At 71.5% G+C, this 23384-nt stretch carries 20 protein-coding genes; 8 read left to right on the forward strand and 12 right to left on the reverse strand.

The window, feature by feature from the left end:
* Window positions 1-197: 197 nt before the first annotated feature.
* Window positions 198-800: a class I SAM-dependent methyltransferase gene (locus tag D7I43_RS14245; RefSeq protein ID WP_204985189.1), complete on the reverse strand. Its 603-nt coding sequence runs from the start codon at window positions 798-800 to the stop codon at window positions 198-200.
* Between the two features lie 783 nt (window positions 801-1583).
* Here D7I43_RS14245 and D7I43_RS14250 point away from each other — a divergent pair.
* Window positions 1584-2135: a hypothetical protein gene (locus tag D7I43_RS14250; RefSeq protein ID WP_120328970.1), complete on the forward strand. Its 552-nt coding sequence runs from the start codon at window positions 1584-1586 to the stop codon at window positions 2133-2135.
* Window positions 2136-2288: 153 nt separating this feature from the next.
* Here D7I43_RS14250 and D7I43_RS32485 read toward each other — a convergent pair whose 3' ends face one another.
* Window positions 2289-2624, reverse strand: a complete 336-nt coding sequence (locus D7I43_RS32485) for a hypothetical protein (RefSeq protein WP_147427251.1) — start codon at window positions 2622-2624, stop codon at window positions 2289-2291.
* Between the two features lie 249 nt (window positions 2625-2873).
* Here D7I43_RS32485 and D7I43_RS14255 point away from each other — a divergent pair, with 249 nt between their 5' ends.
* Window positions 2874-3401, forward strand: coding sequence for a GNAT family N-acetyltransferase (locus tag D7I43_RS14255; protein WP_120328971.1), 528 nt, complete (start codon window positions 2874-2876; stop codon window positions 3399-3401).
* Between the two features lie 113 nt (window positions 3402-3514).
* Here the strand turns inward: D7I43_RS14255 and D7I43_RS14260 are convergent, their stop codons facing one another.
* The 3 genes from D7I43_RS14260 to D7I43_RS14270 all read right to left on the reverse strand — a co-directional run bounded on the left by D7I43_RS14260 (window position 3515) and on the right by D7I43_RS14270 (window position 6306).
* Window positions 3515-4384, reverse strand: coding sequence for an AraC family transcriptional regulator (locus D7I43_RS14260; RefSeq protein ID WP_120328972.1), 870 nt, complete (start codon window positions 4382-4384; stop codon window positions 3515-3517).
* A gap of 173 nt (window positions 4385-4557) precedes the next feature.
* On the reverse strand, window positions 4558-5499 hold the full coding sequence (locus tag D7I43_RS14265; protein WP_120328973.1) for a sulfite exporter TauE/SafE family protein: 942 nt from the start codon (window positions 5497-5499) through the stop codon (window positions 4558-4560).
* 501 nt (window positions 5500-6000) lie between these two features.
* A complete protein-coding gene (locus D7I43_RS14270) occupies window positions 6001-6306 on the reverse strand; it encodes a 4a-hydroxytetrahydrobiopterin dehydratase (RefSeq protein ID WP_120328974.1) in 306 nt (101 codons plus the stop codon).
* A 184-nt stretch (window positions 6307-6490) separates the two neighbouring features.
* On the opposite strand from D7I43_RS14270, the gene D7I43_RS14275 reads away from it, so the two are divergent.
* Window positions 6491-6952, forward strand: a complete 462-nt coding sequence (locus D7I43_RS14275) for a (deoxy)nucleoside triphosphate pyrophosphohydrolase (protein ID WP_120328975.1) — start codon at window positions 6491-6493, stop codon at window positions 6950-6952.
* A gap of 122 nt (window positions 6953-7074) precedes the next feature.
* Here D7I43_RS14275 and D7I43_RS14280 read toward each other — a convergent pair whose 3' ends face one another.
* The 6 genes from D7I43_RS14280 to D7I43_RS14305 form a co-directional block, all read right to left on the reverse strand.
* The gene (locus tag D7I43_RS14280; protein ID WP_120328976.1) at window positions 7075-8172 is read right to left on the reverse strand and encodes a succinate dehydrogenase/fumarate reductase iron-sulfur subunit; all 1098 of its coding nucleotides are present in this window, start codon (window positions 8170-8172) and stop codon (window positions 7075-7077) included.
* A 5-nt stretch (window positions 8173-8177) separates the two neighbouring features.
* A complete protein-coding gene (locus D7I43_RS14285; RefSeq protein ID WP_120328977.1) occupies window positions 8178-10091 on the reverse strand; it encodes a fumarate reductase/succinate dehydrogenase flavoprotein subunit in 1914 nt (637 codons plus the stop codon).
* 11 nt (window positions 10092-10102) lie between these two features.
* Window positions 10103-10909 carry a hypothetical protein gene (locus D7I43_RS14290; RefSeq protein ID WP_120328978.1) on the reverse strand — a complete coding sequence of 269 codons (807 nt, stop codon included), beginning with the start codon at window positions 10907-10909 and terminating at the stop codon, window positions 10103-10105.
* 403 nt (window positions 10910-11312) lie between these two features.
* On the reverse strand, window positions 11313-12704 hold the full coding sequence (locus tag D7I43_RS14295) for a TldD/PmbA family protein (RefSeq protein WP_240032956.1): 1392 nt from the start codon (window positions 12702-12704) through the stop codon (window positions 11313-11315).
* A gap of 49 nt (window positions 12705-12753) precedes the next feature.
* The gene (locus D7I43_RS14300; protein ID WP_120328979.1) at window positions 12754-14190 is read right to left on the reverse strand and encodes a TldD/PmbA family protein; all 1437 of its coding nucleotides are present in this window, start codon (window positions 14188-14190) and stop codon (window positions 12754-12756) included.
* Window positions 14191-14223: 33 nt separating this feature from the next.
* A complete protein-coding gene (locus tag D7I43_RS14305) occupies window positions 14224-14772 on the reverse strand; it encodes a Uma2 family endonuclease (RefSeq protein WP_120329124.1) in 549 nt (182 codons plus the stop codon).
* Between the two features lie 238 nt (window positions 14773-15010).
* Here D7I43_RS14305 and D7I43_RS14310 point away from each other — a divergent pair, with 238 nt between their 5' ends.
* The 5 genes from D7I43_RS14310 to D7I43_RS14330 all read left to right on the forward strand — a co-directional run bounded on the left by D7I43_RS14310 (window position 15011) and on the right by D7I43_RS14330 (window position 21149).
* The gene (locus D7I43_RS14310; RefSeq protein ID WP_120328980.1) at window positions 15011-16114 is read left to right on the forward strand and encodes an ABC transporter ATP-binding protein; all 1104 of its coding nucleotides are present in this window, start codon (window positions 15011-15013) and stop codon (window positions 16112-16114) included.
* Window positions 16111-17247 (forward strand): ABC transporter ATP-binding protein, encoded by a 1137-nt coding sequence (locus D7I43_RS14315; protein WP_240032957.1) that lies wholly within the window; start codon window positions 16111-16113, stop codon window positions 17245-17247. The genes D7I43_RS14310 and D7I43_RS14315 overlap by 4 nt, the downstream gene beginning before the upstream one ends.
* Window positions 17244-18251 (forward strand): ABC transporter permease, encoded by a 1008-nt coding sequence (locus D7I43_RS14320; RefSeq protein ID WP_120328981.1) that lies wholly within the window; start codon window positions 17244-17246, stop codon window positions 18249-18251. Before D7I43_RS14315 ends, D7I43_RS14320 begins: the two co-directional genes overlap by 4 nt.
* 10 nt (window positions 18252-18261) lie before the next feature.
* A complete protein-coding gene (locus D7I43_RS14325; RefSeq protein ID WP_120328982.1) occupies window positions 18262-19248 on the forward strand; it encodes an ABC transporter permease in 987 nt (328 codons plus the stop codon).
* Window positions 19249-19406: 158 nt separating this feature from the next.
* Entirely contained in the window at window positions 19407-21149 is a 1743-nt protein-coding gene (locus D7I43_RS14330) for an ABC transporter substrate-binding protein (RefSeq protein ID WP_120328983.1), read from the forward strand.
* 75 nt (window positions 21150-21224) lie between these two features.
* Here the strand turns inward: D7I43_RS14330 and D7I43_RS14335 are convergent, their stop codons facing one another.
* Window positions 21225-23372, reverse strand: coding sequence for a S9 family peptidase (locus D7I43_RS14335; protein WP_120328984.1), 2148 nt, complete (start codon window positions 23370-23372; stop codon window positions 21225-21227).
* Window positions 23373-23384: the final 12 nt, after the last annotated feature.

A 23384-nucleotide genomic window follows, 5' to 3' on the forward strand; every position in this document is an offset into this window, starting at 1 on the left:
GGTGCACCCTCGCTCTGGGGCACACCGGGGGCACAACCCCACGCCTCATCGACCGCCCGGCGGGTGCGTTCCTCCGAGTCCGGCATCAGATACCCATACGTCGACAGGACCAGGTTCGCGTTCTCGTGCCCCAGCCGTTCGGCGACCACGATGACCGACTCGCCCTGCCTAGTCCCACCACATGCTTGACGATTGGTCTAGATGAGTGGTCGCTGCGCCCAGAAGAGGGTGTGTCCGCTGCTGCCCTCTGGGACGAAGCCCTCGGAGGTGATTTCGAGTCCCGCCTGTTGCAGCCAGGTCCGGTAGGTGGGGGCGTCGGCGTGGCTCCACCACATGGCGGCGGGGCCGTCGAGCCAGTTGTCCTCGGTGCCGGTCCAAGCGTCGTGGCCGGTGGTAGCAAGCAGCCAGCCTCCAGGGCGTAGCCAGGTGGCGACTTGGTCGATGAGACGTGGTTGGTCGACCAACGGCATGTGGATGAGCGCGTAGAGGCAGACCACGGCGTCGAACGACATCGGGGGCAGTTCGAGCTGAGTGGCGTCAGCGCGGAGGAAAGTGGCGGTCGGCACCAAGCGGCGGGCTCGCTCGATCTGCACGTCGCTGATGTCGACTCCGGTGACGTGGTGCCCCGCGTTCGTCAGGAAGCGAGCGGCCGGCACGCCGCAGCCGCAGCCGAGGTCGAGGACCGATGCTGCGGGCGGTAGACGCCGATGCAGGTCGGCCAGCCAGGGTGCGTATTGGCCATCGTCGGCGTCGTCCGCACGGTAGTGGTAGGAGAGGGCGTCGTAACCTCGTCGGACCAAGTCACGCTCGTCACTGTTGCTCACACCGCCTCACGTTACGAGTCTCGGCGTCGGTTGCCGAGTCGCTTTCCGGCGGAGAGCCCAGGGCCGGCAGCGAGCCGCCCCGTACAGCTACCGGCGCGGATCATGTCAAGCATCTGGTGGGACGCGACTGTCAAGCATGTCCCGTGACGGGACAGGCCGGCTGCCGGCGAAGTGGTTCAAAGTTTCTGTACGTCTTCAAGGCGGCCCGCAACGGGCCGCACGCGCCGCCGCCTGGGCGCGCGCCGGCCGCTGCCGCTGTCGCTCTGCGGCCGTCACGCCAGATGCCCGGCGGCTGGCGCGGAGGGCGGGAAGCCCGGGGCCGCCGCAGACGGACCGGTCTGGGAGTGGTTGAGGTTCGCGGGCCGGCAGCCGGCCGCGCCGCGTCCGAGCGACGCGGCGCAGGGGAGGGCACGCCGGGTCCACGCGGCGGGTCGAGGCGGCGAACCGGTCGCGGTCAGTGCGCCTCCGGCGGGGGCGCAACGACTCCAGGATGGCCGGGGCTCCGTCCGCGCGTTGCGGCCGTGGGTGGTTGCGCAGGGCCATCCCGCCAGCCGACGACCCAGGCGAGCCGAGCAGACCACCGCCCGACCCGCCAGCGTCCGAACGTGCGTCAAGGTCCGATTGACGTGGCGGGCCGGGCGGTGGCCCGCTCCCCAGGAGGGCGGGTCGGCGGCAGACGGGATGGCAAGATATTCCGGAAGGTGCTGTTGTGCTCGGGGTAAGGGTATTGCGCTGTCGACCGTTCGTAGGAGGGCAACCATGCCGACCCGGCACAGCCGCCACGGCCTGACGTTAAGTCCGGAGTACCGGATGGTCGTTCTACGCGACGTCTACTGCGACGCCGCCGTGAATTCATCGGCCGCGATCAGCGAGGCCAACAAGAATGTGGCAGCCAGCACCGGATACGATATCTACATCGTCGTGAGCCAGGACCTCATAAGGGTACGAGCCGACGTGGAGATCTGGGACGAGGCCCCCGATGATGACCTGTGCGCGCACGGGTGGGCGGGTCCCCTGACGTTCGACCTGGACTGTCCCACGGGGAATTTGCAGGTTGGCGACATCTTCGGCACGGTCATTACTGGCATTGACCCGCCCAAGGGGCCTGGGCGGTATGCGGTCGTGCTGTTTCATCGCGGGCGTGAGCAGGCCGAGAGGGCGCGCTACGAGATTCTGAAGGTGATGGGCACTGACGGCGACGATGAACGCATCGCCGACCTACAACGACAGCACTCCGGCATCGAGCAGTACCTGATGCGGATCTGGTGGCAGACCGACCTGCCACCAGACGAAGACGATGAAGACCTGTGACGACGCAGGAACCCGTCGCCTGAGTGACCAACTGGGTGACGACCGGGGCGACCGATGCCGGACGCCCACGGACGATGGTGGACTGTTCCGGCAGCTCGCCACGGTTGCTCGCCCAGCTCATCGGCCACTGATCATTCTTTCGGGACGAACGAGTCAAGTACCGGCCGGCCGTTCCAGTTGCCGACGAGCATCCCGCCACAGACGCTCGAACTCTTCGGAGGACAGGATTTCCAAGGCAGGTTCCAACGCGGAGCCGGGTGGAGGAAACGGGGCCCCCGGCACAACCCCGTACCGCCGTTCGTACTCGGCTACCGCGCTCACGGTCCCTGAGCCACGAGCGATGAGCACCTCTGAAAGCGACGCCGCCGCCAAGAAGATCCCGTCCGATCCGCGTTGCTCAACGTGGCGCAGCGCCCACCGGTCAGCATCCAGCTCGTCGTAGTTCCAAAGGTCGTCATCGGGCCAATACCAACGGACGTAGGTGAGCACGCGGCCATTGTCGCGAAGCCGGTGGTAGTTGCGCGGCCGAGGGGGGCTGGGGCACACAGGGGGCACAAGACAGCGTGAAATGACGTCAAGGAGCGACCAGCGATGCGAAGCTCCGGACGGTCCTGGCCAGCGCGGCAGGCACGTCCTCGCAGGTCATGGGAAGACCCCTCTTAGTTCCGCTTCAACGCCTGAATCCGACCCGAGTCGGGCTGTTGGGGATGGCACCTGCTCGCCTGGGACGATGGGCCGGTGAAGATCACTCGACTCATCAGCCCGGAGGATGCGCCGGTCCTGGCCCAGGTGCTCCGCGCCAACCGTGACTTCCTCGCGCCGTGGGAGCCGGTCCGGGGCGAGGACTACTTCACGGCGGACGGCCAGCAGGCCGTCATCGCTGCCGATCTCCAGCAGTACGAGCAGGGATCGAAGCTGCCCCACGTCATCCTCGCCGACGGCCACGTGATCGGCCGCATCACGCTGAACGGCATCGTGCGCGGCCCGTTCCAGTCGTGCTCCATGGGCTACTGGGTCAGCGCCAGCCACAACGGTCGAGGGTTCGCGACGAGGGCGGTGCGCGAGATCGTGCGGGTGGCCTTCGACGAGTTGGGGTTGCACCGGGTGCAGGCGGAGACCCTGTTGCACAACGTCAGGTCGCAGCGGGTGCTGGAGCGCAACGGGTTCGTACGGTTCGGCATGGCGCCGGAGTACCTCCACATCGCCGGCCGGTGGCAGGACCACGTCATGTTCCAGGTGGTGAAGCCCTCGCCGCCGGCCGGCTGAACCTCGTTGCCGCAGCGGGCGGGCGCGAACCACTGGCCCGCGCCCGCCCCGGTGTACGCGATCAGACGCCCTGCACCATGCCCGGCAGCGAGGTCCGGACGCCGGTCAGGCCGTCACGCCGGTTCGACGGGCAGCCACAGCTCGCAGGTCGCGGTGCTGAAGTCGTCCGCCCGGTCGAGGACCGAGACGATGGACGGTCCCGGCCGCAGCCGCCACGGGTTCGAGGGGAACCACTCGGTAGCGGTCGCGGCCCAGGTGTCCTGCAGGACCTGCGGGTGAGGCCCGGAGGTGCGGAAGACCGCCCACATGCCGGCCGGCACCTCGATGGCGTCGAGGTCGTCCGGGACGGGCGTGTCGCGGGAGGTCGCGACCCCGTGCAGGTAGGTCAGCTCGCTGCCCTCGGCGGCGTCGGGACCGAGGTCGTCACTGACCTGCAGCAGACCTCGGGGCTCGGCGTCGCTGAGAGCCTTCAACCGGGCGTGCTCCTCCGGCGGCAGCGCGGCGATGTGCCGCTGGATGTGCGGGTTGACCCCCCGGTGGATCAGGGGGACCCGGGCGGCGTGTCCGACGAGCCGGAACGCGGGGCGGTCGACGATGCGGGTGTCCATGGGGATGCTCCCTTCGACGGTCAGGTGGAACCTGAGGTGCGGTTGGGTGCGAAGGGGGCCCCCGTCGCGGCGTACGTCCCCGGGGCTGACCCCGTGGACCGCCCGGAACGCGCGTCCGAACGCCTCGGTCGAGCCGTATCCGTGCCGGACGGCGACGGTCAACAGGTCGTCCTCGCCCCGGATGACGTCGGCGGCGGCGACGGTCATGCGGCGTCGGCGTACGTACTCCGACAGCGGCATGCCGGCCAGCGACGAGAACATCCGGCGCAGGTGGTACTCGGTCGTGCCGAGCCTTCTGGCCAGGCCGTCGACGTCGAGCTCCTCGGTGAGGTGCTCCTCGACGAGGTCGACGAGCCGGTTGAGTGCCGAGATCACGAGGCCTCCCTTCGACGTCAAGCCTGGTCGAAGGATCGTAGGCCCCGCCCGACCGCTGTGGTCCGATCCGATCGGGCGTCCCGACCACCCCGCGAGACGGTGTCGCCCTCCCGGAGCGTTCCGGGAGGGCGACAGCGGTCGAACGGGCCGTGCCGGCCGGCCTCGGGAGCCGGTCAGGTGGCGGGTGCGGCGGCCTTGTCGGCGGCGGCCGCGGCGGCCTCGGCCTCGGCGATGACGCGGCGTTCCTCGTCCCGGTGCTTGCGGTACTGGTGGAACGACCACGCGAGGGCGGCCGCCCAGGCGACGTAGATGGCGGCGTAGAAGGTGTAGCGGACGCCGTCGGGGGCGTCGATCCAGTCGCTGCGCAGCAGGGTCCGGGTGTTGGTGAGGATGATGATGCCGCCCACGGCCGCACCGAGGACGCGGGGCGGGATGTGCCGGACGAGCCAGGCCGCGATCGGTGCGGCGATGATGCCGCCGATGAGCAGCGCCGCGACCCAGGCGTAGTTCACGCCTTCGGAGCCGATGCCGAGGATGAAGCCGATGCTGGCGGCGACGGCCACGAGGAACTCGCTGGTGTCGATCGAGCCGATGGTCTTGCGGGGTTCGAGCCGGCCGCTCGCGAGGATGGCCGGGGTGCCGACCGGACCCCACCCGCCGCCGCCGGTGGAGTCGACGAACCCGGCGACCACGCCGAGCGGGGCGAGGAACCGCTTGCGCAGGGGCTTGCCGAGGCGGTCCTTGGGCAGGCCGACCGCGGTGAAGCGGACCAGGATGTAGAGGCCGAGCGCGAGCAGGATGATCGACATCAGCGGCGCGGCCGTCTCCGTCGACAGGCTCGACAGGAACGTGGCTCCGGCGAACGCGCCGACGGCCCCCGGAATGCCGATCTTGGCGACGACCTTCCAGTCGACGTTGCCGAACCGCCAGTGCGCGGCGCCGGAGACGAGCGTCGTGCCGATCTCAGCGAGGTGCACGGTGGCGGACGCGGCGGCCGGGTTCGTGCCGATGGCCAGGAGCAGGGTGGTCGAGGTGACGCCGTACGCCATGCCGAGGCTGCCGTCGACGAGCTGGGCGCCGAGGCCGACCAGGGCGAGCAGGAGCAGTCTTCGCACGAGTACTCCAATCGGGGGTGCCGTGTCGGGCTACCGGTTCGGGCGTCGCTGCCCGGCCAGCGGGTCGGTGAGGTGGAACGGTCGAGGAGGCCGGCGAGGGTCTGCTCCTCAACTGGCTATTATTCCTACTTGTTTGGTGGAGAATACGACCCGCCGGCATCCCGGGCAAGACTCGGCTCGATCCGTAGGACTCGCGCCGCTCCCTCGGCCGGCGCGGGCGGCGCGAACGATCCCGGTGACTGCCGACAGGTCGTGCGACACCGCGACGAGTGTGCGCGGAGACTCGCGCCGGGCGGTGGTCACGGCGCGAGGGGGCGGCCCCGGCCTGGTCGGGCTACGCGCCGCCGGCGTTGCGGGCGGCCTGGTTGCCAACGATCGGAACGGTCGCGGAACCGCGGGCGGGCACGCCCGCCTGCGGGCGCGTGGCGGCGGGTCGACGGCGTACGCCGGAGGGGGAGAACGTGCGGCGGCCGCCGGTGGTCGTCGCGGCGCCGGGGGTGGTCAGGCCTCGGTGACGGCCCGGTACGCGTCCTCGATGCGGGCCGCGAGCAGCACCTCACCCTCCGTGAGGGGAGAATTGCCGTGGCCCACGCGGATCAGGGTCTCGTCGGCCCGGCGGCTGATCTCCGGGCGCAGGTGCAGCGCGTCCGCGACGACCTTCACCCGCTCGGTCAGCGCGGCGTGCTGGCTGTCGTCGATCACGAGGGTCCGTCGGATCTGCTCGCCCTCCCGGGTCCACCCCGAGAGCAGCGTGAGCGCATCGGAGAGGTAGTCCTGCTTCGCCCGGCTGTTGAACAGCGCGCGCATCACCGCACCTCCCAGGCGCCGTTGCCGGCTCGTGGCCAAATCGTCGCCATCCCGTGTCTTGTCGGTGGCCTCTAGTTTTGTCGCCTCACTACGCGTATGTCCACGCCCACACTTCCGGGTCTTCCTGACCTAGCGGTCGGTTACGGTACCCAAACCGCCGATTGATCTGGCACCCTGGACGGCCGTGCAGACCGAACGGGCGAGTGGCGGCGGGCAGAGCCCGCGACGGGAGCTCAAGGTGATCGTCGGCGCGGCGATCCTGCGGGACGGGCGGGTGCTCGCCTGCGCCCGCTCGGCCCCGCCGGAGGTGGCGGGCATGTGGGAGTTCCCCGGCGGCAAGGTCGAGCCGGGGGAGTCGGAGACCGACGCGCTGGTCCGCGAGTGCGCCGAGGAACTGGCCGTACGCGTGGAGATCGGCGACCGGGTCGGCCGCGACGTCAGGATGGCCCACGGCCGTTCGGTGCTCAAGGTGTACGCGGCGCGCCTCCTCGGCGACGCCCAGCCGCAGCCGCTGGAGCACTCGGCCCTGCGGTGGCTCTCCGCCGCCGAGCTGGACTCGGTGACGTGGCTGCCGGCCGACGCGCCCATCGTGGCGGCGCTGCGCCCCCTCCTCACCGCCGACGCGCCACCCGCCCCGACGCGCTGATCATGAGGTTGGCGGGCCGATCGGAGATCGGAAACCCCGCCAACCTCATGATCGACCGAGGCGACGACGGAGACGGGGGCCGGCGGCATCTGCCGCGGCCCCCGTCATCGTCGTCGACGTGCTCAGTGCTTGTCCTGCTCCGGGTGGGCGAAGTTCAGGTGCTCCGGAGGCAGCGGGAACGTGACGTCGTCGCCGAACGGCGACGGCGCGGCGGCCCGGTCGAAGGTGAGCTCGGTGAGCGGCAGCTTGCCCCGCTCGTCCACCGCGGGCGCCGTGGGGTGCGGCACCTCGCGGTGCCAGTTGACCCCGCTCTGCGCCTGGGCCTCGGCCTTCGGGTCGTGCGAGCCGCCCGCGTGCGAGTGCACACCGCCCCGGCTGGTGCTGGGCGTCGCCGGGCCCGCCGCACGGGCGCTGGTCACGCTGCTCTGGGGCGTCTCACCCCGACGGAAGATCTTGCTACCAAGCCACACAAGGGGATCGTACCTGCGGTCGACGACCCGCTCCTTCATGGGGATGATCCCGTTGTCCGTGATCTTGATGTGCTCCGGGCAGACCTCCGTGCAGCACTTGGTGATGTTGCAGTAGCCGAGGCCCATCTCCGCCTGCGCGTACTCCTTGCGGTCGGTCCGCGCGTCGAGCGGGTGCATGTCCAGCTCGGCGGCCCGGATGAAGAACCGCGGCCCGGAGAAGGCCGGCTTGTTCTCCTCGTGGTCCCGGATCACGTGGCACACGTTCTGGCACAGGAAGCACTCGATGCACTTGCGGAACTCCTGCGAGCGCTCCACGTCGACCTGCTGCATCCGGTAGTCACCGGGCGCCACGTCGGCCGGCGGCGCGAACGCCGGTGTCTCCCGGGCCTTCTCGTAGTTGAACGAGACGTCCGTGACCAGGTCCCGGATGACCGGGAACGTGCGCAGCGGCGTGACCGAGACCGTCTCGTCCGGCTCGAACGTCGACATCCGGGTCATGCAGGCCAGCCGCGGCTTGCCGTTGATCTCCATCGAGCACGAGCCGCACTTGCCGGCCTTGCAGTTCCACCGGCAGGCCAGGTCGGGCGCGTCGGTGGCCTGGAGGCGGTGGATGACGTCGAGGACGACCTCGCCCTCGTTCACCTCGACCATGTAGTCCTGCAGGTCGCCGCCGTTCTCGTCGCCCCGCCAGATGCGGAACTGCCTCTTCGCGGCCGCCTTCCCGGCCGTCGGGGAGCTCTGCTCTGCCATCGGTGTCAGCTCTCCTTCTCAGCGAGGGCGTCGAACTCCGCGAGTTCCTCGTCCGTCAGGTACTTGGCCAGCTCGGAGCGGTCGAACAAGGTGATCAGCTCCGGGCGCATCTTCGGCAGCGGCTTCCGCTCCAGCCGCACCGTGTCGCCCTGGAGCGAGCACACGAGGTTCACCCGGCGCCACTGCGGGTCCATCGTCGGGTAGTCCTCCCGGGTGTGGCCGCCGCGCGACTCCCGGCGCTCCAGCGCCGCCTTCGCGGTGCACTCCGACACCAGCAGCATGTTGCGCAGGTCGAGCGCGAGGTGCCAGCCCGGGTTGTAGCGCCGGCCGCCGGCCGCGCTCACCTTGGCCACCCGCTCGCGCAGCTCGGCGAGGCGTACCAGGGCGTCGGCCAGTTCGTGCTCGCGCCGGATGATCCCGACGAGGTCGCCCATCACCGCCTGGAGGTCCTGCTGGAGGGTGTACGGGCTCTCGCCCGTGTCCCGCTGCAACGGCGCCAGCGCGGTCTCCACCGCGGCCTCGACCGCCTGCACGGCGACCTTCGGGCGGCTGGCGAGGCTGTCGGCGTACGAGGCGGCGTGGCCGCCCGCCCGCTTGCCGAAGACCAGCAGGTCCGACAGGGAGTTGCCGCCGAGGCGGTTGGAGCCGTGCATGCCGCCGGAGACCTCGCCGGCGGCGAAGAGCCCCTGGACGTGGCCGATCGCCGCGCCCGTGTCCGGGTCCACCTCGACGCCACCCATCACGTAGTGGCAGGTCGGGCCGACCTCCATCGGCTCCTTGGTGATGTCGACGTCGGCCAGCTCCTTGAACTGGTGGTACATCGAGGGCAGCCGGCGGCGGATCTCCTCGGCCGGGAGGCGGCTCGCGATGTCGAGGTAGACGCCGCCGGCGGGGGTGCCCCGCCCGGCCTTGACCTCGCTGTTGATGGCCCGGGCCACCTCGTCGCGGGGCAGCAGCTCCGGCGGGCGGCGGTTGTTGTCCGGGTCGGTGTACCAGCGGTCCGCCTCCTCCTCGGTCTCCGCGTACTGCTTGCGGAAGACGTCGGGGACGTAGTCGAACATGAACCGCTTGCCCTCGGAGTTCCGCAGCACGCCACCGTCGCCGCGGACCGACTCGGTGACCAGGATGCCCTTCACCGAGGGCGGCCACACCATGCCGGTCGGGTGGAACTGGAGGAACTCCATGTTGATGAGGTTGGCCCCGGCGCGCAGCGCGAGCGCGTGGCCGTCCCCCGTGTACTCCCACGAGTTCGAGGTGACCTTGTAGGACCGGCCGACGCCGCCGGTGGCGAGCACCACGGCGGGCGCCTCGAACAGGATGAACTCGCCGGACTCCCGGTAGTAGCCGAACGCGCCGGCGACCCGGTCGCCGTCGAGCAGCAGCTCCGTGATCGTGGTCTCGGCGAACACACGGATCCGCGCGTCGTACGAGCCGAACTCGCGCTTGTCCTCCTGCTGGAGCGACACGATCTTCTGCTGGAGGGTGCGGATCAGCTCCAGGCCGGTCCGGTCGCCGACGTGCGCGAGCCGCGGGTACTCGTGGCCACCGAAGTTCCGCTGGGAGATCTTGCCGTCCTTGGTGCGGTCGAAGAGCGCACCGTACGTCTCCAGCTCCCAGATCCGCTGCGGCGACTCCTTGGCGTGCAGCTCGGCCATCCGGAAGTTGTTCAGGAACTTGCCGCCGCGCATGGTGTCGCGGAAGTGAACCTGCCAGTTGTCGCGCGGGTTCACGTTGCCCATGGCGGCCGCGGCGCCGCCCTCGGCCATCACCGTGTGGGCCTTGCCGAAGAGCGACTTCGAGATGATGGCGGTCTTCTTGCCGGCGAGCCGCGCCTCGATCGCCGCGCGCAGGCCGGCGCCGCCGGCCCCGATCACGACGACGTCGTAGTGGTGTCGTTCGATGCGAGTGGTTGTCGTCATGGCCAGGCCCTCTAGTTGATGAAGCGCAGGTCGGGGATCCAGTCGGCCGCCACCGCCATGATGTAGAAGTCGGTGAGCGCCAGGGTGCCGAGGGTGATCCACGCGAGCTGCATGTGCCGGACGTTCAGCCAGGACACGCCGGTCCAGGCCCGGTAGCGCAGCGGGTGCTTGGAGAAGTGCTTCAGCCGCCCGCCGATGATGTGCCGGCAGGAGTGGCAGGAGATGGTGTACGCCCAGAGCATCACCACGTTGCCGATCAGGATGAGGTTGCCCAGCCCGAACCCGAAGCCCTCGGGCGAGTGGAAGGCGAGGATCGCGTCCCACGTGTTGATCAGCGAGATGATCGCGGCGGCGTAGAAGAAGTAGCGGTGCAGGTTCTGGCCGAGCAGCGGGAAGCGCGTCTCACCGCTGTACGCCTTGTGCCCGTCCGGCACGGCGCAGGCCGGCGGCGAGAGCCAGAACGACCGGTAGTACGCCTTGCGGTAGTAGTAGCAGGTCAGGCGGAACAGCAGCAGGAACGGCAGGGTGAACGCCGCCTCCGGGATGATCCACCAGTCGGGCAGGACGCGTCCGAAGTGCGCGGAGCCCTCGACGCACCGTTCGGTGATGCAGGGGGAGTAGAACGGGGTCAGGTAGTGGAAGTCCTCGACCCAGTACCACTTGTGCATGAAGACCCGGACCGTCGCGTACGCGACCCAGGCGGTGAGCCCGACGACGGTGATCAGGGGGGCGAACCACCAGCGGTCGGTGCGCAACGTCCTCGCCGCGATGGCGGCGCGCGCCCGCGCTCCCCGCGGCATCGTTGCCGTTGATGTCATTCGTCGTCTCCTCGACGGGCCCGCACACGCGGGCGTCTCTGCTCCGGTCGGCACGCGGACCGGCGAAACCGCACCCGCTTGCCACGTCATGCGCACACCAACGACCGCGCCGAGGCTGTCGGCGCAGCTAAGTGACACACGTTACGCCGATCTTCGCGGGCCGTCCGCGCAAGGCAGTGTCCCGTGTGTCCGCCGCTCCGGGAAGTCTCGGCATGGCGATCGATGTGGCGATGTTAGGAAGTTCACTGCGTGGCCCTGACGCCGGGGTGGGTGAGCAGCGGGGAACGCGCCACCATCCGGAGCCCGCGGGCCGGCGGCTGTCCGCGGGCCGGCCGCTGTCCGCGGGCCGGCCGCTGTCCGCGGGCCGGCCGCTGCCGGCGGTGGCCTCGGGCCGGGGGAGTCGTCAGCCGGACGCGCCGCCGGTGAAGTGCCAGGAGGCCAGCCGGATCGGCGGAGCCTCCCACCACGCGCCGTCCACGCGGTCCGGTTGGCGCACCGGATGCCGGCCCAGCCCGAGCACCGCGCCCGGCGCCAGCGCCCGCGGGTACGACTCGGTGAACCGGAAGTCGCGGACCGCGGCGGTGACGACGCCGTCCTCGACGAGCCACACCCCGTTGCGGGTCAACCCCGTGATGACGAGGCTCTTCGGGTCGAGCACCCGGGTGTACCAGAGGTCGCTGACCAGCAGCCCCCGCCCGACCTGCGCGACGAGGGCCGCGGTGTCCACGTCGGCCACCGCGCCGGCCGTGCCTGCGGCGCGCGGCTCGGCCGCGTCCTGACCGCCCGCGGCGCCGAGCAGGCGCAGGTTGCGGGGTATCGGCCCGAAGCTCGCCCCGCCGGGGACCGCGTGGCCGGTCGACTCGGCGCCCGCCTGCGCGGCCGTACGCCGGTCGTGCGCCACGGTGCGGGTGGTGCCGGCGTCGACGAGCGTGACCCGTCGCCGTGGCGTGCCCTCCAGGTCGAAGGGCAGGTCGGCGGCGCCGAGCGGGTCGTCGACCAGGGTGACGGCCGGGTCGAACTGCGCGGCGCCCGGCTCGACGAAGGACTGCCGCTCGACGTGGCGTTTGCCGTTGAAGCCGTACCAGGACAGGTTCTCCAGCAGGTCCGCCACGGCGGCCGGCTCGAACACCACCTCGTAGCGGCCCGGCGCCAGCTCGACCGGGTCGGCCCCGGCACGCGCCTTCGCGGCCGCCCGGGCGCCCAGCTCGGCGCCGTCCAGGTCGGCCAGCCGGTCGACGCACAGCCGGGCCACACCGTCCGCCCCGCCGGTGCGGGCGATGCCGTCCATGGCGGCCTCGGCCGAGCGGCCCTCCGCGCTGTGCCCGGCCGTGTTGGCGAACGCCGACGAGCGGTGGGCCGTGCGGCAGTATCCCGCGGTCTCCAGCCCACCGGCCGCCGCCACGAACGCGCGGACCCGCTCAGCGCGCTCGTCCGGCTCGGCGTACGCGGTCGCCTCGTCGACCGTGGCGCCGGACGGCACCGGGGTGGGTGGGGTCAGCCCCGGCCAGGCCGGGTCGGGCGGGCACAGCCGGGCGGCGGCCAGGGTCCGCTCGACCAGCGCGCGGAGCCCGTCCGGGCTCACCACGCTGCCGCTGCCCGCGGCCGTACGCCCGTCGACGTGCACCCGCAGCCGCACCCCGACGGTCGACTCCGCGACGTTCTGGTGGATGAAGGAGTTCGCGAACCGGGTCAGCGCCAGGTCGGCCCGGGTCACCACGACCTCGGCCTGCGCGCCGGGGCCGCCGAGGCGGCGGACCAGGTCGACCACCTGACCGGCCAGTTCCCGCTCGCTCACGCGACGACCCCTTCCGCTCCTGACCGCGGCGCTCCCACGTTCCGTACGTTCACGCCCGCACCCCCACCCGGACGTTGCGGAACCGGGCCGGCGCGGCCGGGTGGCCCGTGTGCCCGACCTGGCCGGGCTGCCCCTTGCCGCAGTTCGGGGTGCCCCAGGCGACGGTCTCGGAGGAGAGCATGTCCATCGACCGCCAGAAGAGCGGACCGATGCCGGTGTAGGTGGGGTTGCGCAGCATCCGTCCCCGCCGGCCCTTGCGCACCTCCCAACCGATCTCGCAGCCGAACTGGAAGTTGAGCCGCTTGTCGTCGATCGACCAGGACCGGTTGACGTCCATGAGCACCCCGTCGTCGGTGGCCGCGATGATCTCCTCCAGCGTGTGCGGGCCGGGCTCCAGGCCCACGTTCGTCATCCGCACCATGGGCAGCCGGGCCCAGCCGTCGGCGCGTACGCTCCCGCCGTACGGCAGGCCGGCGACGGCGGCCGAGTCACGGCCGGCGAGCACGCCCACCCACCGTCCCTCGCGGACGGCGTCCCGCTTGACCGCCGGTGAGCCCTCGTCGTCGTACCCGAAGCTGCCGAGCGCGCCGGGGATGGTCGGGTCGATGGTCACGTTCATGAGGTCGGAGCCGTACCGCAGCGTGCCGAGCTGCGCGAGGTCGAGCCAGGACGTGCCGGCGAACGCGGCCTCCCAGCCGAGGATCCGGTCCAGTTCGATGGCGTGCCCGACCGACTCGTGGATCTGCAGGGCGAGCTGCTCGCCGCCGAGGATCAGGTCGGTCTCGCCGGCCGGGCACAGGGGCGCGGTCAGCAGCGCGCGGGACTCCTCGGCGATGCGCGCCGCGTGTGCCGCCAGGTCGAGCGAGGTGACCAGTTCCCAGCCGGTGGTGCCGTACTGGCCGCGGTAGCTGGGGTAGGAGCGGCGCTGGGTCTCGCCGTCGCCGATCGACGTGGCGGAGATGCCGGCGCCGCACTCCCGGATGCGCTGGTCGATCCGGTGGCCCTCGCTGGAGACGAACCACTTCGCCGTGTCCCAGATCTGGTAGAGCCCTTCGGCGACGTCGGCGCCGTGCGCCGCCATGGTCGCGGTCGCCTCGACCAGCAGGTCGCCCTTGTCGGAGAGCGCCACACCCAGCGGATCGACCTCGCACCCGGAGGCCCACGTCGCGGTCACGGGCTCCGCGGGGACCAGCTCGACGGGTGGCCCGGGGACGCGTCCGCTCGCCGCGGCGATCCGTGCGGCGCGGCGGCCGGCGTCGCGGGCCGCGGCGTCGGACAGATCAGGTACGGCGTGGAAGCCCCAGCTCGACCCGACCAGCGCCCGTACGCCCAGGCCGATGCTCTCGTCCTGGGTCAGCTCCTCGATCTCGCCGTTGCGCGCCGACATGGACTCGTAGCGCCGGTGCATCACCCGGGCGTCGGCGTAGCGGGCTCCGGCGTCGAGGGCGGCCTGCACGGCGGCGGTCGCCGCGTCGAACTCGCTCATGCGACCGACCCTAGGTGAGCCGGCCGACATCCGTCAGGTGACGACATCCTCCGGTCGGATAGCGGCCTGGACGGGCTCGGTGAGCGTCAGGGTCTCCCCGCGCTTGGCGGTCGAGTGCTCGACGTGGTGCCGGCCCTGGCGCCGATACAGGTGCAGCGCGCCGACCTCCTGGTCGACGAGCAGGTACCAGTCGATGCCGGCGGAAGCGTAGTAGTGCATCTTGAGCACCTTGTCGGTAGCGGCGTTGCTGCGTGACACGATCTCGCCGACCAGGCGCACACCCGCGGCCTCGACGTACAACTCGTCGAGATCCACCGGTGAGGTGATGACCAGGTCCGGGATCGGGACGCGACCCGGCCGGAGGCGGACGTTCACCGCCTCGAGCAGTTCGAGTCCCACCGCTTCGGCAGCCGGCTCGAGGATGTTCCCGAGCCTGCGGGAGATGCGTTGGTGCCGTGGGGTGGGCGCAGGGGTCACGTGGAGGCTCCCGTCGAAGAGTTCGACGCGTTGCCGCGTCTCGCCGAGGGCGAGGTACTCCTCTTCGGTCCACGGGCCTTCGTGGTCGAACACCGCCGCGGTCATGGTCACCTCCACCTCGTGCCGGCGGGAATCGTCACCGTGCCACGGCGACCATCGTCGCACCCGCCGTGCGACCGCGCGGCGCGGGAGACGGAGTTGCGGACGTGAATCTCCTGCTGAGGGCTGGTCAACCTCGAAACGCAGTCGTTACGCTCAGGCCGCTGACAGCCCACGTTTTGTAGCTTATTTTCGCCTCCAGAACTTTGCTGTAAGTTCTCTTCGTCACCGAGGGGAGGCGGTCGTGGGCAGGTCGGAGTCGGTGCCGTCCGGGAGACCGGACCGCCCCGCGGTGCCGGAGCAGCGCTCCGGTGAGGATCCCTATCTGCGGGTGCGCGACCTGCGGGTGCGTTTCGACACCGAGGACGGCGTGGTCCGCGCGGTGGACGGCGTGTCGTTCGCGGTGGAGCGCGGGCGGACGCTCGGCATCGTCGGCGAGTCCGGCTCGGGCAAGAGCGTGACCTCGCTGGCCGTCCTGGGCCTGCACAACCCCAAGCGCGCCACCATCACCGGCGAGATCTTCGTGGGCGGCCGCCAGCTGGTCGGTCTGCCGGAGGAAGAGGTACGCCGGCTGCGCGGCCGGGACATGGCGATGATCTTCCAGGATCCGCTCTCCGCGCTGCACCCGTACTACACGGTGGGGAAGCAGATCGCCGAGGCGTACCGGGTGCACCACCCGCGCGCCGGCAAGCGGGAGGCCCGGCAGCGGGCGGTCGACATGCTCGGCCGGGTCGGCATCCCGCAGCCCGCGCGCCGCTTCGACCAGTACCCGCACGAGTTCTCCGGCGGCATGCGCCAGCGGGCGATGATCGCGATGGCGCTGGTCAACGACCCGGACCTGCTGATCGCCGACGAGCCGACGACGGCGCTGGACGTCACGGTGCAGGCGCAGATCCTGGACCTGCTGGCCGACCTCCAGGCCGAGTTCCACTCGGCGATCATCATGATCACGCACGACCTGGGCGTGGTCAGCCAGGTGGCCGACGACGTGCTCGTGATGTACGGCGGGCGGGCGGTCGAGCACGGCAGCGTCGAGCAGGTGCTGCGCCGGCCGCAGCACCCGTACACCTGGGGGCTGCTCTCCAGCGTGCCGTCCCTGCACGGTGACGCGGACGCGGACCTCGTGCCGATCCGGGGCAATCCGCCGAGCCTCATCAACCTGCCGTCCGGCTGCGCCTTCCATCCACGCTGCCGGTACGCCGACCGCAACGGCGACCGCTCCCGCACGGAGGTGCCCGAGCTGCGCCCGGCCGGCGAGGACGGCCACCAGGTGGCCTGCCACCTGGCCGCCGAGGAGCGGACCCGGCTGTACCGGGAAGAGGTCGCACAGGTGGGAGTGGCCCGGTGAGTCCAGTGGAGGAGGCCGCGGCGCGTCCGGTGACCGAGACCGAGCCGTTGCTGCGGGTACGTGGCCTGACGAAGCACTTCCCGGTGCGGACCGGGTTCCGCGGCCGCAGCCTGGTGCGTGCGGTCGACGGGCTGGACTTCGACGTGCGACCGGGGGAGACGCTCGGCCTCGTGGGCGAGTCCGGCTGCGGCAAGACCACCACGGGCCGGATGCTGGTCCGCCTGCTGGAGCCCACCGTGGGCACCATCGAGTTCGATGGGCGGGACATCACCCACGCCGGCCGGCGCGAGCTGCGCCCGCTGCGCCAGGACCTCCAGATCATCTTCCAGGACCCGTACGCCTCGCTGAACCCCCGCCACACGGTCGGCCGGATCATCGCGATGCCCCTTCAGGTCAACGGCATCGAGCCGCCGGGCGGCGTCAAGGCGCGGGTGCAGGAGCTGCTGGAGATCGTCGGGCTCAACCCGGAGCACTACAACCGGTACCCGCACGAGTTCTCCGGCGGGCAGCGGCAGCGGATCGGCATCGCCCGGGCGCTCGCGCTGCGGCCGAAGCTCATCGTCGCCGACGAGCCGGTGTCCGCCCTGGACGTCTCGATCCAGGCGCAGGTCATCAACCTGCTCCGCGAGTTGCAGCGCGACCTCGGGCTGGCGTTCGTCTTCATCGCCCACGACCTGGCCGTGGTGCGGCACTTCTGCCAGCGGGTCGCCGTCATGTACCTCGGCAAGATCGTGGAGATCGGCGACCGGGACGACATCTACGAGCGGCCGCAGCACCCGTACACCCGGGCGCTCCTGTCGGCCATCCCGGACGTGACCCGGCTCGGCCCCGGCGGGCGGATCCGGCTGGCCGGCGACGTGCCCACCCCGCTCGACCCGCCGTCGGGCTGCCGGTTCCGCACCCGCTGCTGGAAGGCGCAGGACATCTGCGCGGCGGAGGAGCCGGCGCTCGTTCCCCGGGCCGGCGGCGGCCAGGCCACGGCGTGCCACTTCCCCGAGTCGGGGCCGGTCGCCGCCGCGACCGGTGCGCCGGCCGTGGCGGACGACGCCGGGCCGGTGGCGGACGACGGGACGGCCGGCGCGGGCGCCGCGGACGACGGTTCCGGCACGACGGTCGAGGAGGTGTCGAAGTGAGCCTGTCCCCGGTCGAGGGAGTGGCGCTGGCCGAGATCGAGTCCGGCGGCGACGCGGAGGCGCCGGAGCGCAAGGGCGTCGTCGGCCGCTCGCCCGGCCAGCTCGCGTGGGCCCGGCTGCGCCGCGACCGTACGGCGATGGTCAGCGGCGGGATGCTGGTCCTCTTCATGGTGCTGGCGCTCGCCGCGCCGCTCATCCAGATGGTGTACGGGATCGGCCCCCGGGAGCAGTTCCAGCACCTGCTGGACGGGTTCGGCATGCCGCTCGGCTACGCCGGAGGCGTCTCCGGCGACCACTGGTTCGGGCTGGAGCCGGGCCTCGGCCGGGACATCTTCATCCGGCTGATCTACGGCCTGCGTACCTCGCTGTTCATCGCGTTCGCCGCGGCGGTCATCACCGCGACCATCGGCATCGTGCTCGGCACGCTCGCCGGTTACCTCGGCGGCTGGCTGGACGCGGTGATCAACTGGATCACGGACCTGACCCTCGCCATGCCGTTCCTGGTCATCGCGCTGGCGCTCACGCCGACGCTCGTGCTGCGGTTCTACGGCGAGCGGGAGGCCGTCTCGCCGGCCTTCGGGGTCGGCGTGCTGATCGCCGTCTTCGCGATCTTCGGCTGGACGAGCACCGCCCGGCTGGTCCGCGGGCAGGTGATCGCGCTGCGCGAGCGGGAGTTCGTGGAGGCGGCCCGGGCCAGCGGCGCCGGGCTCGGGCACATGCTGTTCCGGCAGTTGCTGCCGAACATCTGGGCGCCGATCCTCGTGTCGTTCTCGCTGGCCGTGCCGCAGTTCATCACCAGCGAGGCGGCACTCTCCTTCATCGGTGTCGGGCTGAGCGACGAGACGCCCAGCTTCGGCCGGATGATCTACCGCAGCCTGGACTACCTCCAGACCGACCCGGCGTACGTGTTCTTCCCCGGCGTCATGATCTTCGCGCTCGTGTTCGCCTTCAACCTCTTCGGCGACGCGCTGCGCGACGCCCTCGACCCGAAGTCGTCCCGGTAGGGGTTTTGCCATGGCGCGATTCCTGATCAAGCGGATCTTCTCCGCCACGCTGACCCTGTTCGCGGTGAGCGTGCTGACCTTCCTGATGTTCTTCGCCCTGCCCCGCGACCCGGTCACCGGCATGTGCCCGAAGAACTGCAACCCGGAGCGGTTGGAGCGGGTCCGCGAGGAGCTGGGCCTCAACGACCCGCTGGTGGCCCAGTACGCCGGCTACATGAAGGGCATCTTCACCGGCCGCGACCTCGGCAGCGCCCAGGGCGGTCACTGCGACGCACCCTGCCTGGGCTGGTCGTACGTCACGAACGAGGCGGTCTCCGACACCATCGCCCGGGTGCTGCCCGTGACGCTGAGCATCGTGATCCCGGCGGCCGTCCTGTGGTTGCTGCTCGGGGTGGGGCTGGGCATGGTCTCGGCGCTGCGCCGCGGCACGTGGCTGGACCGGCTCGCCATCGGCTTCTCGCTCACCGGCGCGTCGTTGCAGCTCTACTTCGTCGGCGCGGTGCTGCTGCTGGTCTTCGTCTACAACCTGCGGCTCCTGCCGGTGCCGAGCTACACGTCGATCTTCGACAATCCGCTGAAGTGGGCGAGCGGGCTGGTGCTCGCCTGGGTGGCGCTGGCCTTCCTCTTCTCGGCCATCTACGCGCGGCTGTCCCGCGCGCAGATGCTGGAGACGCTCTCCGAGGACTTCGTGCGTACGGCGCGGGCCAAGGGGTTGGCCAAACCCAAGGTGTACGGGCGGCACGCGCTGCGCGCGGCCATCACCCCCGTGGTGACCATCGCGGGTCTCGACGTCGGCGGGGCGCTCGGCGGGACGGTCATCACCGAGACGACGTTCGGCATCCAGGGGCTGGGCCGGACGGCCGTGGACGCCGTACGCGCCGGTGACCTGCCCACCATCATGGCCACCGTGCTGATCGCCGCGGTGTTCGTGGTGCTCGCGAACATGCTGGTCGACCTGCTGTACGCGGCCATCGACCCCCGCGTGCGGCTGCGCTGAGACGGTCGCCGGTCGGGCCGGGTGGCCGGCGGGCGGGCGACGGTGAAATTTATCGACAACTGTTACACAACTCGAAGGTTTTCTTCTTTACGATCCTCGGGACGTCGGCGGTTCCACCTCCGGCGGACCGCACGGCAGATGGGTGGAGGAGGTAGGAGATGCGACCACGTGTGGCGGCCGCCGCGGGCGGCGCGATAGCACTGGTGGTGGCCCTGGGTGCGTGCTCGGAGAACACGGGTGAGGGCACCACCGTGGACACCAACCGTACGCAGACCGGGGTCATCGCGACCGACCCGAAGGACTCGCAGGGCCCGGCCCCCGAGGTGGAGGGTGCGCAGAAGGGCGGCACCTTCACCATCATCCGGGAGACGCCCATCTCCCACCTGGACCCGCAGCGGACGTACTCGTTCGCCGGCCTGATGGCGAGCCCGCTCTTCGCCCGGTACCTCACGACGTGGAAGGACGACGGCAAGGGCGGTCTCGTTCTCGTCGGCGACCTGGCCGAGACGCCCGGCACCAACGTCAACAACGACTGCAAGGTCTGGGAATTCAAGATCAAGGACGGGGTGAAGTTCGAGGACGGCCGGCCGATCACCTCGAAGGAGATCGCGTACGGCATCGCCCGGTCCTTCGACCCCGACCTGACGAGCGGCCCGACCTACATCCAGGAGTGGCTGGCCGACACCCCGCAGTTCGACACCAAGTGGGACTTCAAGAAGAACAAGGGCTCGCTGCCGCCCGGGCTGACCACCCCGGACGACAAGACCCTGCGCTTCGAGTTCGCGAAGCCCCGCTGCGACCTGCCGTTCGCGGCCTCGCTGCCGACCACCGCACCGCTGCCGCCCGACAAGGACACCGGCGTCAACCTCGACACCCGTCCGTTCTCGTCCGGCCCCTACAAGATCGCCGAGAACCAGGTCGGCGTGAAGCTGACCCTGGACCGGAACCCCAACTGGGACCCGAACACCGACCCGGTCCGGCACCAGTACCCGGACCAGTTCGTCTGGACGTTCGGCCCCACCCCGGACGCCGCCAACAACCGGGTGATCGCCGACAACGGCGCGGACCAGAGCGCGGTCGCCTTCAACTTCGTGCCGGCCTCGCTGGTCGCCAAGGTGGCCGGCGACGCGTCGCTGAAGTCCCGCACGATCCTCTCGCCGACCCCGAGCGCCAACCAGCTCGTCATCAACAACCAGCGGGTCACGGACCTGAAGATCCGCCAGGCGCTCAACTACGCGATCGACCGTGAGGGCCTCATCAAGGCGCTCGGCGGGCAGACCGTCGCCGCGCCGCTGACGACGCTGATGCCGCCGTCGACCATCGGCTACAAGCAGTACGACGCCTACCCGGCCGGCGCCACCGGCAACATGGAGAAGGCCAAGGAGCTGCTCGGCGGCCAGACCCCGGAGCTGGTCCTCGGCGTCTCCGACGGCGCGACCGAGCAGCAGATGGGCACCCAGCTCAAGGCCAACCTCGAGCGGGCCGGCTTCAAGATCACGCTGCGGAACATCCCGGACGACGCGAAGCTCGACGAGATCAAGAAGAAGGACAACCCCTGGGACCTGTACATCGGTAACTGGGCGGCGGACTGGCCGAGCGGCGCGTCGATCCTGCCGGTGCTCTACGACGGGCGCAGCATCAAGCCCGAGGGCAACAGCAACCAGGCGTACTTCAACGACCCGGCGATCAACGCCGAGTTCGACCGGATCCTGGCCATGCCGCCGGCCGAGCAGGGCCCGGAGTGGGGCAAGCTCGACGAGCGGATCATGAAGGAGCACGCCCCGGTCGTGCCGCTCTTCGTCGACGTGGCGTACGTGGTGCACGGCTCGAAGGCGGGCGGGGTCTTCATCTCCAGCGTCTTCGGCTACCCGTCGTTCGTGAACGCGTTCGTCAAGCAGTAGACCCACCACACGGACGGGCCCCCGGTCGACAGCGTCGTCGACCGGGGGCCGCCGTGCGTCACGGGGCGCCCTCGCTCAGAGCACGTGCGTACGGAGGAAGTCCAGCTCCAGCCGGAGCAGGCGCTCGGCCGTGCCGCCGGCGGCCATGTGCGTCGCGCCGGTGAGCGGCAGCACCGAGTGGGGGCGGCCGGCGGAGAGCAGCGCTGCCGACAGGCGCAGCGTGTGCGCGGCCACCACGTTGTCGTCGACGAGGCCGTGCACGAGCAGCAGCGGCCGGGCCCGCTCCGGCCCGGTCACCGGCTCGGCCGCCAGGTCGACGAGCGAGTGGTGGGCGTACACGTCCGCGCCGTCCTCCGGCATCCCCAGGTAGCGCTCGGTGTAGGCCGTGTCGTAGAGCGCCCAGTCGGTGACCGGGGCGCCGGCGATGCCGCAGCGGAACAGCTCGGGGTGGCGCAGCACCGCGAGCGCGGCGAGCCAGCCGCCGAACGACCAGCCGCGTACCGCCACCCGGCCCAGGTCGAGGTCCGGATGCTTGTCGGCGAGCGCGGTCAGCGCGTCCACCTGGTCGGACAGGATCACGTCGGCCACCCGCCGGTGGATCGCCTTCTCGAACGACGGCGCGACCCCGGGGGTGCCCCGGTTGTCGACGACCACCACGGCGAAGCCGGCGTCGGCCCACCACTGCCGTTCCAGCCAGGCGGCCCGCGCGGCGACCACCTCCTGGTGGCCGGGCCCGCCGTAGACGTCCAGCAGCACGGGCAGGCGGCGGCCGGTGACGTAGCTGTTCGGGTAGAGCACCGCGCTGGGCAGCCGCCGGTCGGTCACGCGCTCCAGCAGCGGCAGCGGCGAGTACGGCGGGGTCGCGGCGTGCGAACCGAGCACGGCCACCTCCTCGTCGCCCCGCCACACCGTCCAGCGCGTCCCCGCGTGGTCGAGCGTGGCGACACCCACCACGAGCACGTCACCCCCGACCGCCGCGGTGTGCCAGCCCGAGTCGGTGGTGAGCCGCCGGGCGTCCACCCCGCCGCCGATCGTGGTGCGTACGCGGAACAGGTGCCGCTCGCTCGGCTCGCCGTCGCTCGCCTCGACGATCAGGTCGGCGGGCCCCTGCCCGGCGGCGGGCAGCCGGCCCACCACCCGGCGTACGTACAGCGAGGGCGGGGTGAGCAGGGTGCCGTCGGCGAACAGGCAGCGGGCGTCGTACCCGTCGTGGGCCAGCTCGCCCCCGACGAGCACGCGGCCGTCGGGCAGGTGGGCCGGGGTGCCCGCGATCGGCTCGACCCAGCGCGGGTCGGCCAGTTCGGCGTGCACCTGCGTCTCGCCGGTGCGCGGGTCGACGGCCAGCACCAGGCCGTGCTGCTGGGACCGGCGCAGCACGGTGATCAGCGGGCCGCCCTCGGCCCAGCTCACCGCGGTCAGGTACGGGTACGTCTCCCGGTCCCAGTGCACGTCGACCCAACCGCCGTCGAGGTCGAGCAGGTGCAGGCTGACCTCGGCGTTCGGCCCTCCCGCCCGCGGGTACGCGACAGTGGTCGGCGGGCTCGCCGGGTCGGCCGGGTCGTGCAGGTGCCACCGCTCCAGCCGGGACTCGTCGACCCGGGCGGCGAGCACCGCGCGGCCGTCCGGCGCCCACCAGTAGCCCCGGAACCGGCCGAACTCCTCGGCCGCGATGTGCTCGGCCAGCCCCCAGGTCACCCCGGCGTCCTCGCCGGCCAGCAGGGTGTCGGCGCCGTCGGGGTCGATCACCCGCAGCTCGCCCCGGCGGACCCCCTGGGCGGCGTCCGTGACGTACGCCAGCCGTTCACCGGACGGGTCCGGACGCGGATCGAGGACGGGCCCGACCGTGGCCACCTCGACGACGTCGCCGTGCACCAGGTCGGCGCGGAACAGGCGGCCGGCCAGCGGGAAGGCGGCCACCCGGCCGGCGGCGTCCAGGGCGTACGAGCCGATGCCGGCCGCGCTGAGCCGCTGCCGCTCGCGTAGCGCGCGCTCGCCCGGGGAGAGCGCCGCCGGGTCGGCGTCCGCGCCGAGCAGGGTGGCCGGGTCGGCGACCAGCCGCTCCTCGCCGGTGGCGACGTCCAGGAGCCAGAGCGCGTCGGCCGGGTCCTCGGGACCGGCCGAGCGCAGGAAGACCACCCGGGAGCCGTCGTCGGCCACGGAGACGGCACGCGGCGCCCCGTGGCTGAACCGACGGGTACGCGCGGCCAGCTCCGGATAGTCCACGGCCAGATCGTA

Source organism: Micromonospora globbae, assembly GCF_003610785.1.
GTDB classification, from domain to species: domain Bacteria; phylum Actinomycetota; class Actinomycetes; order Mycobacteriales; family Micromonosporaceae; genus Micromonospora; species Micromonospora globbae.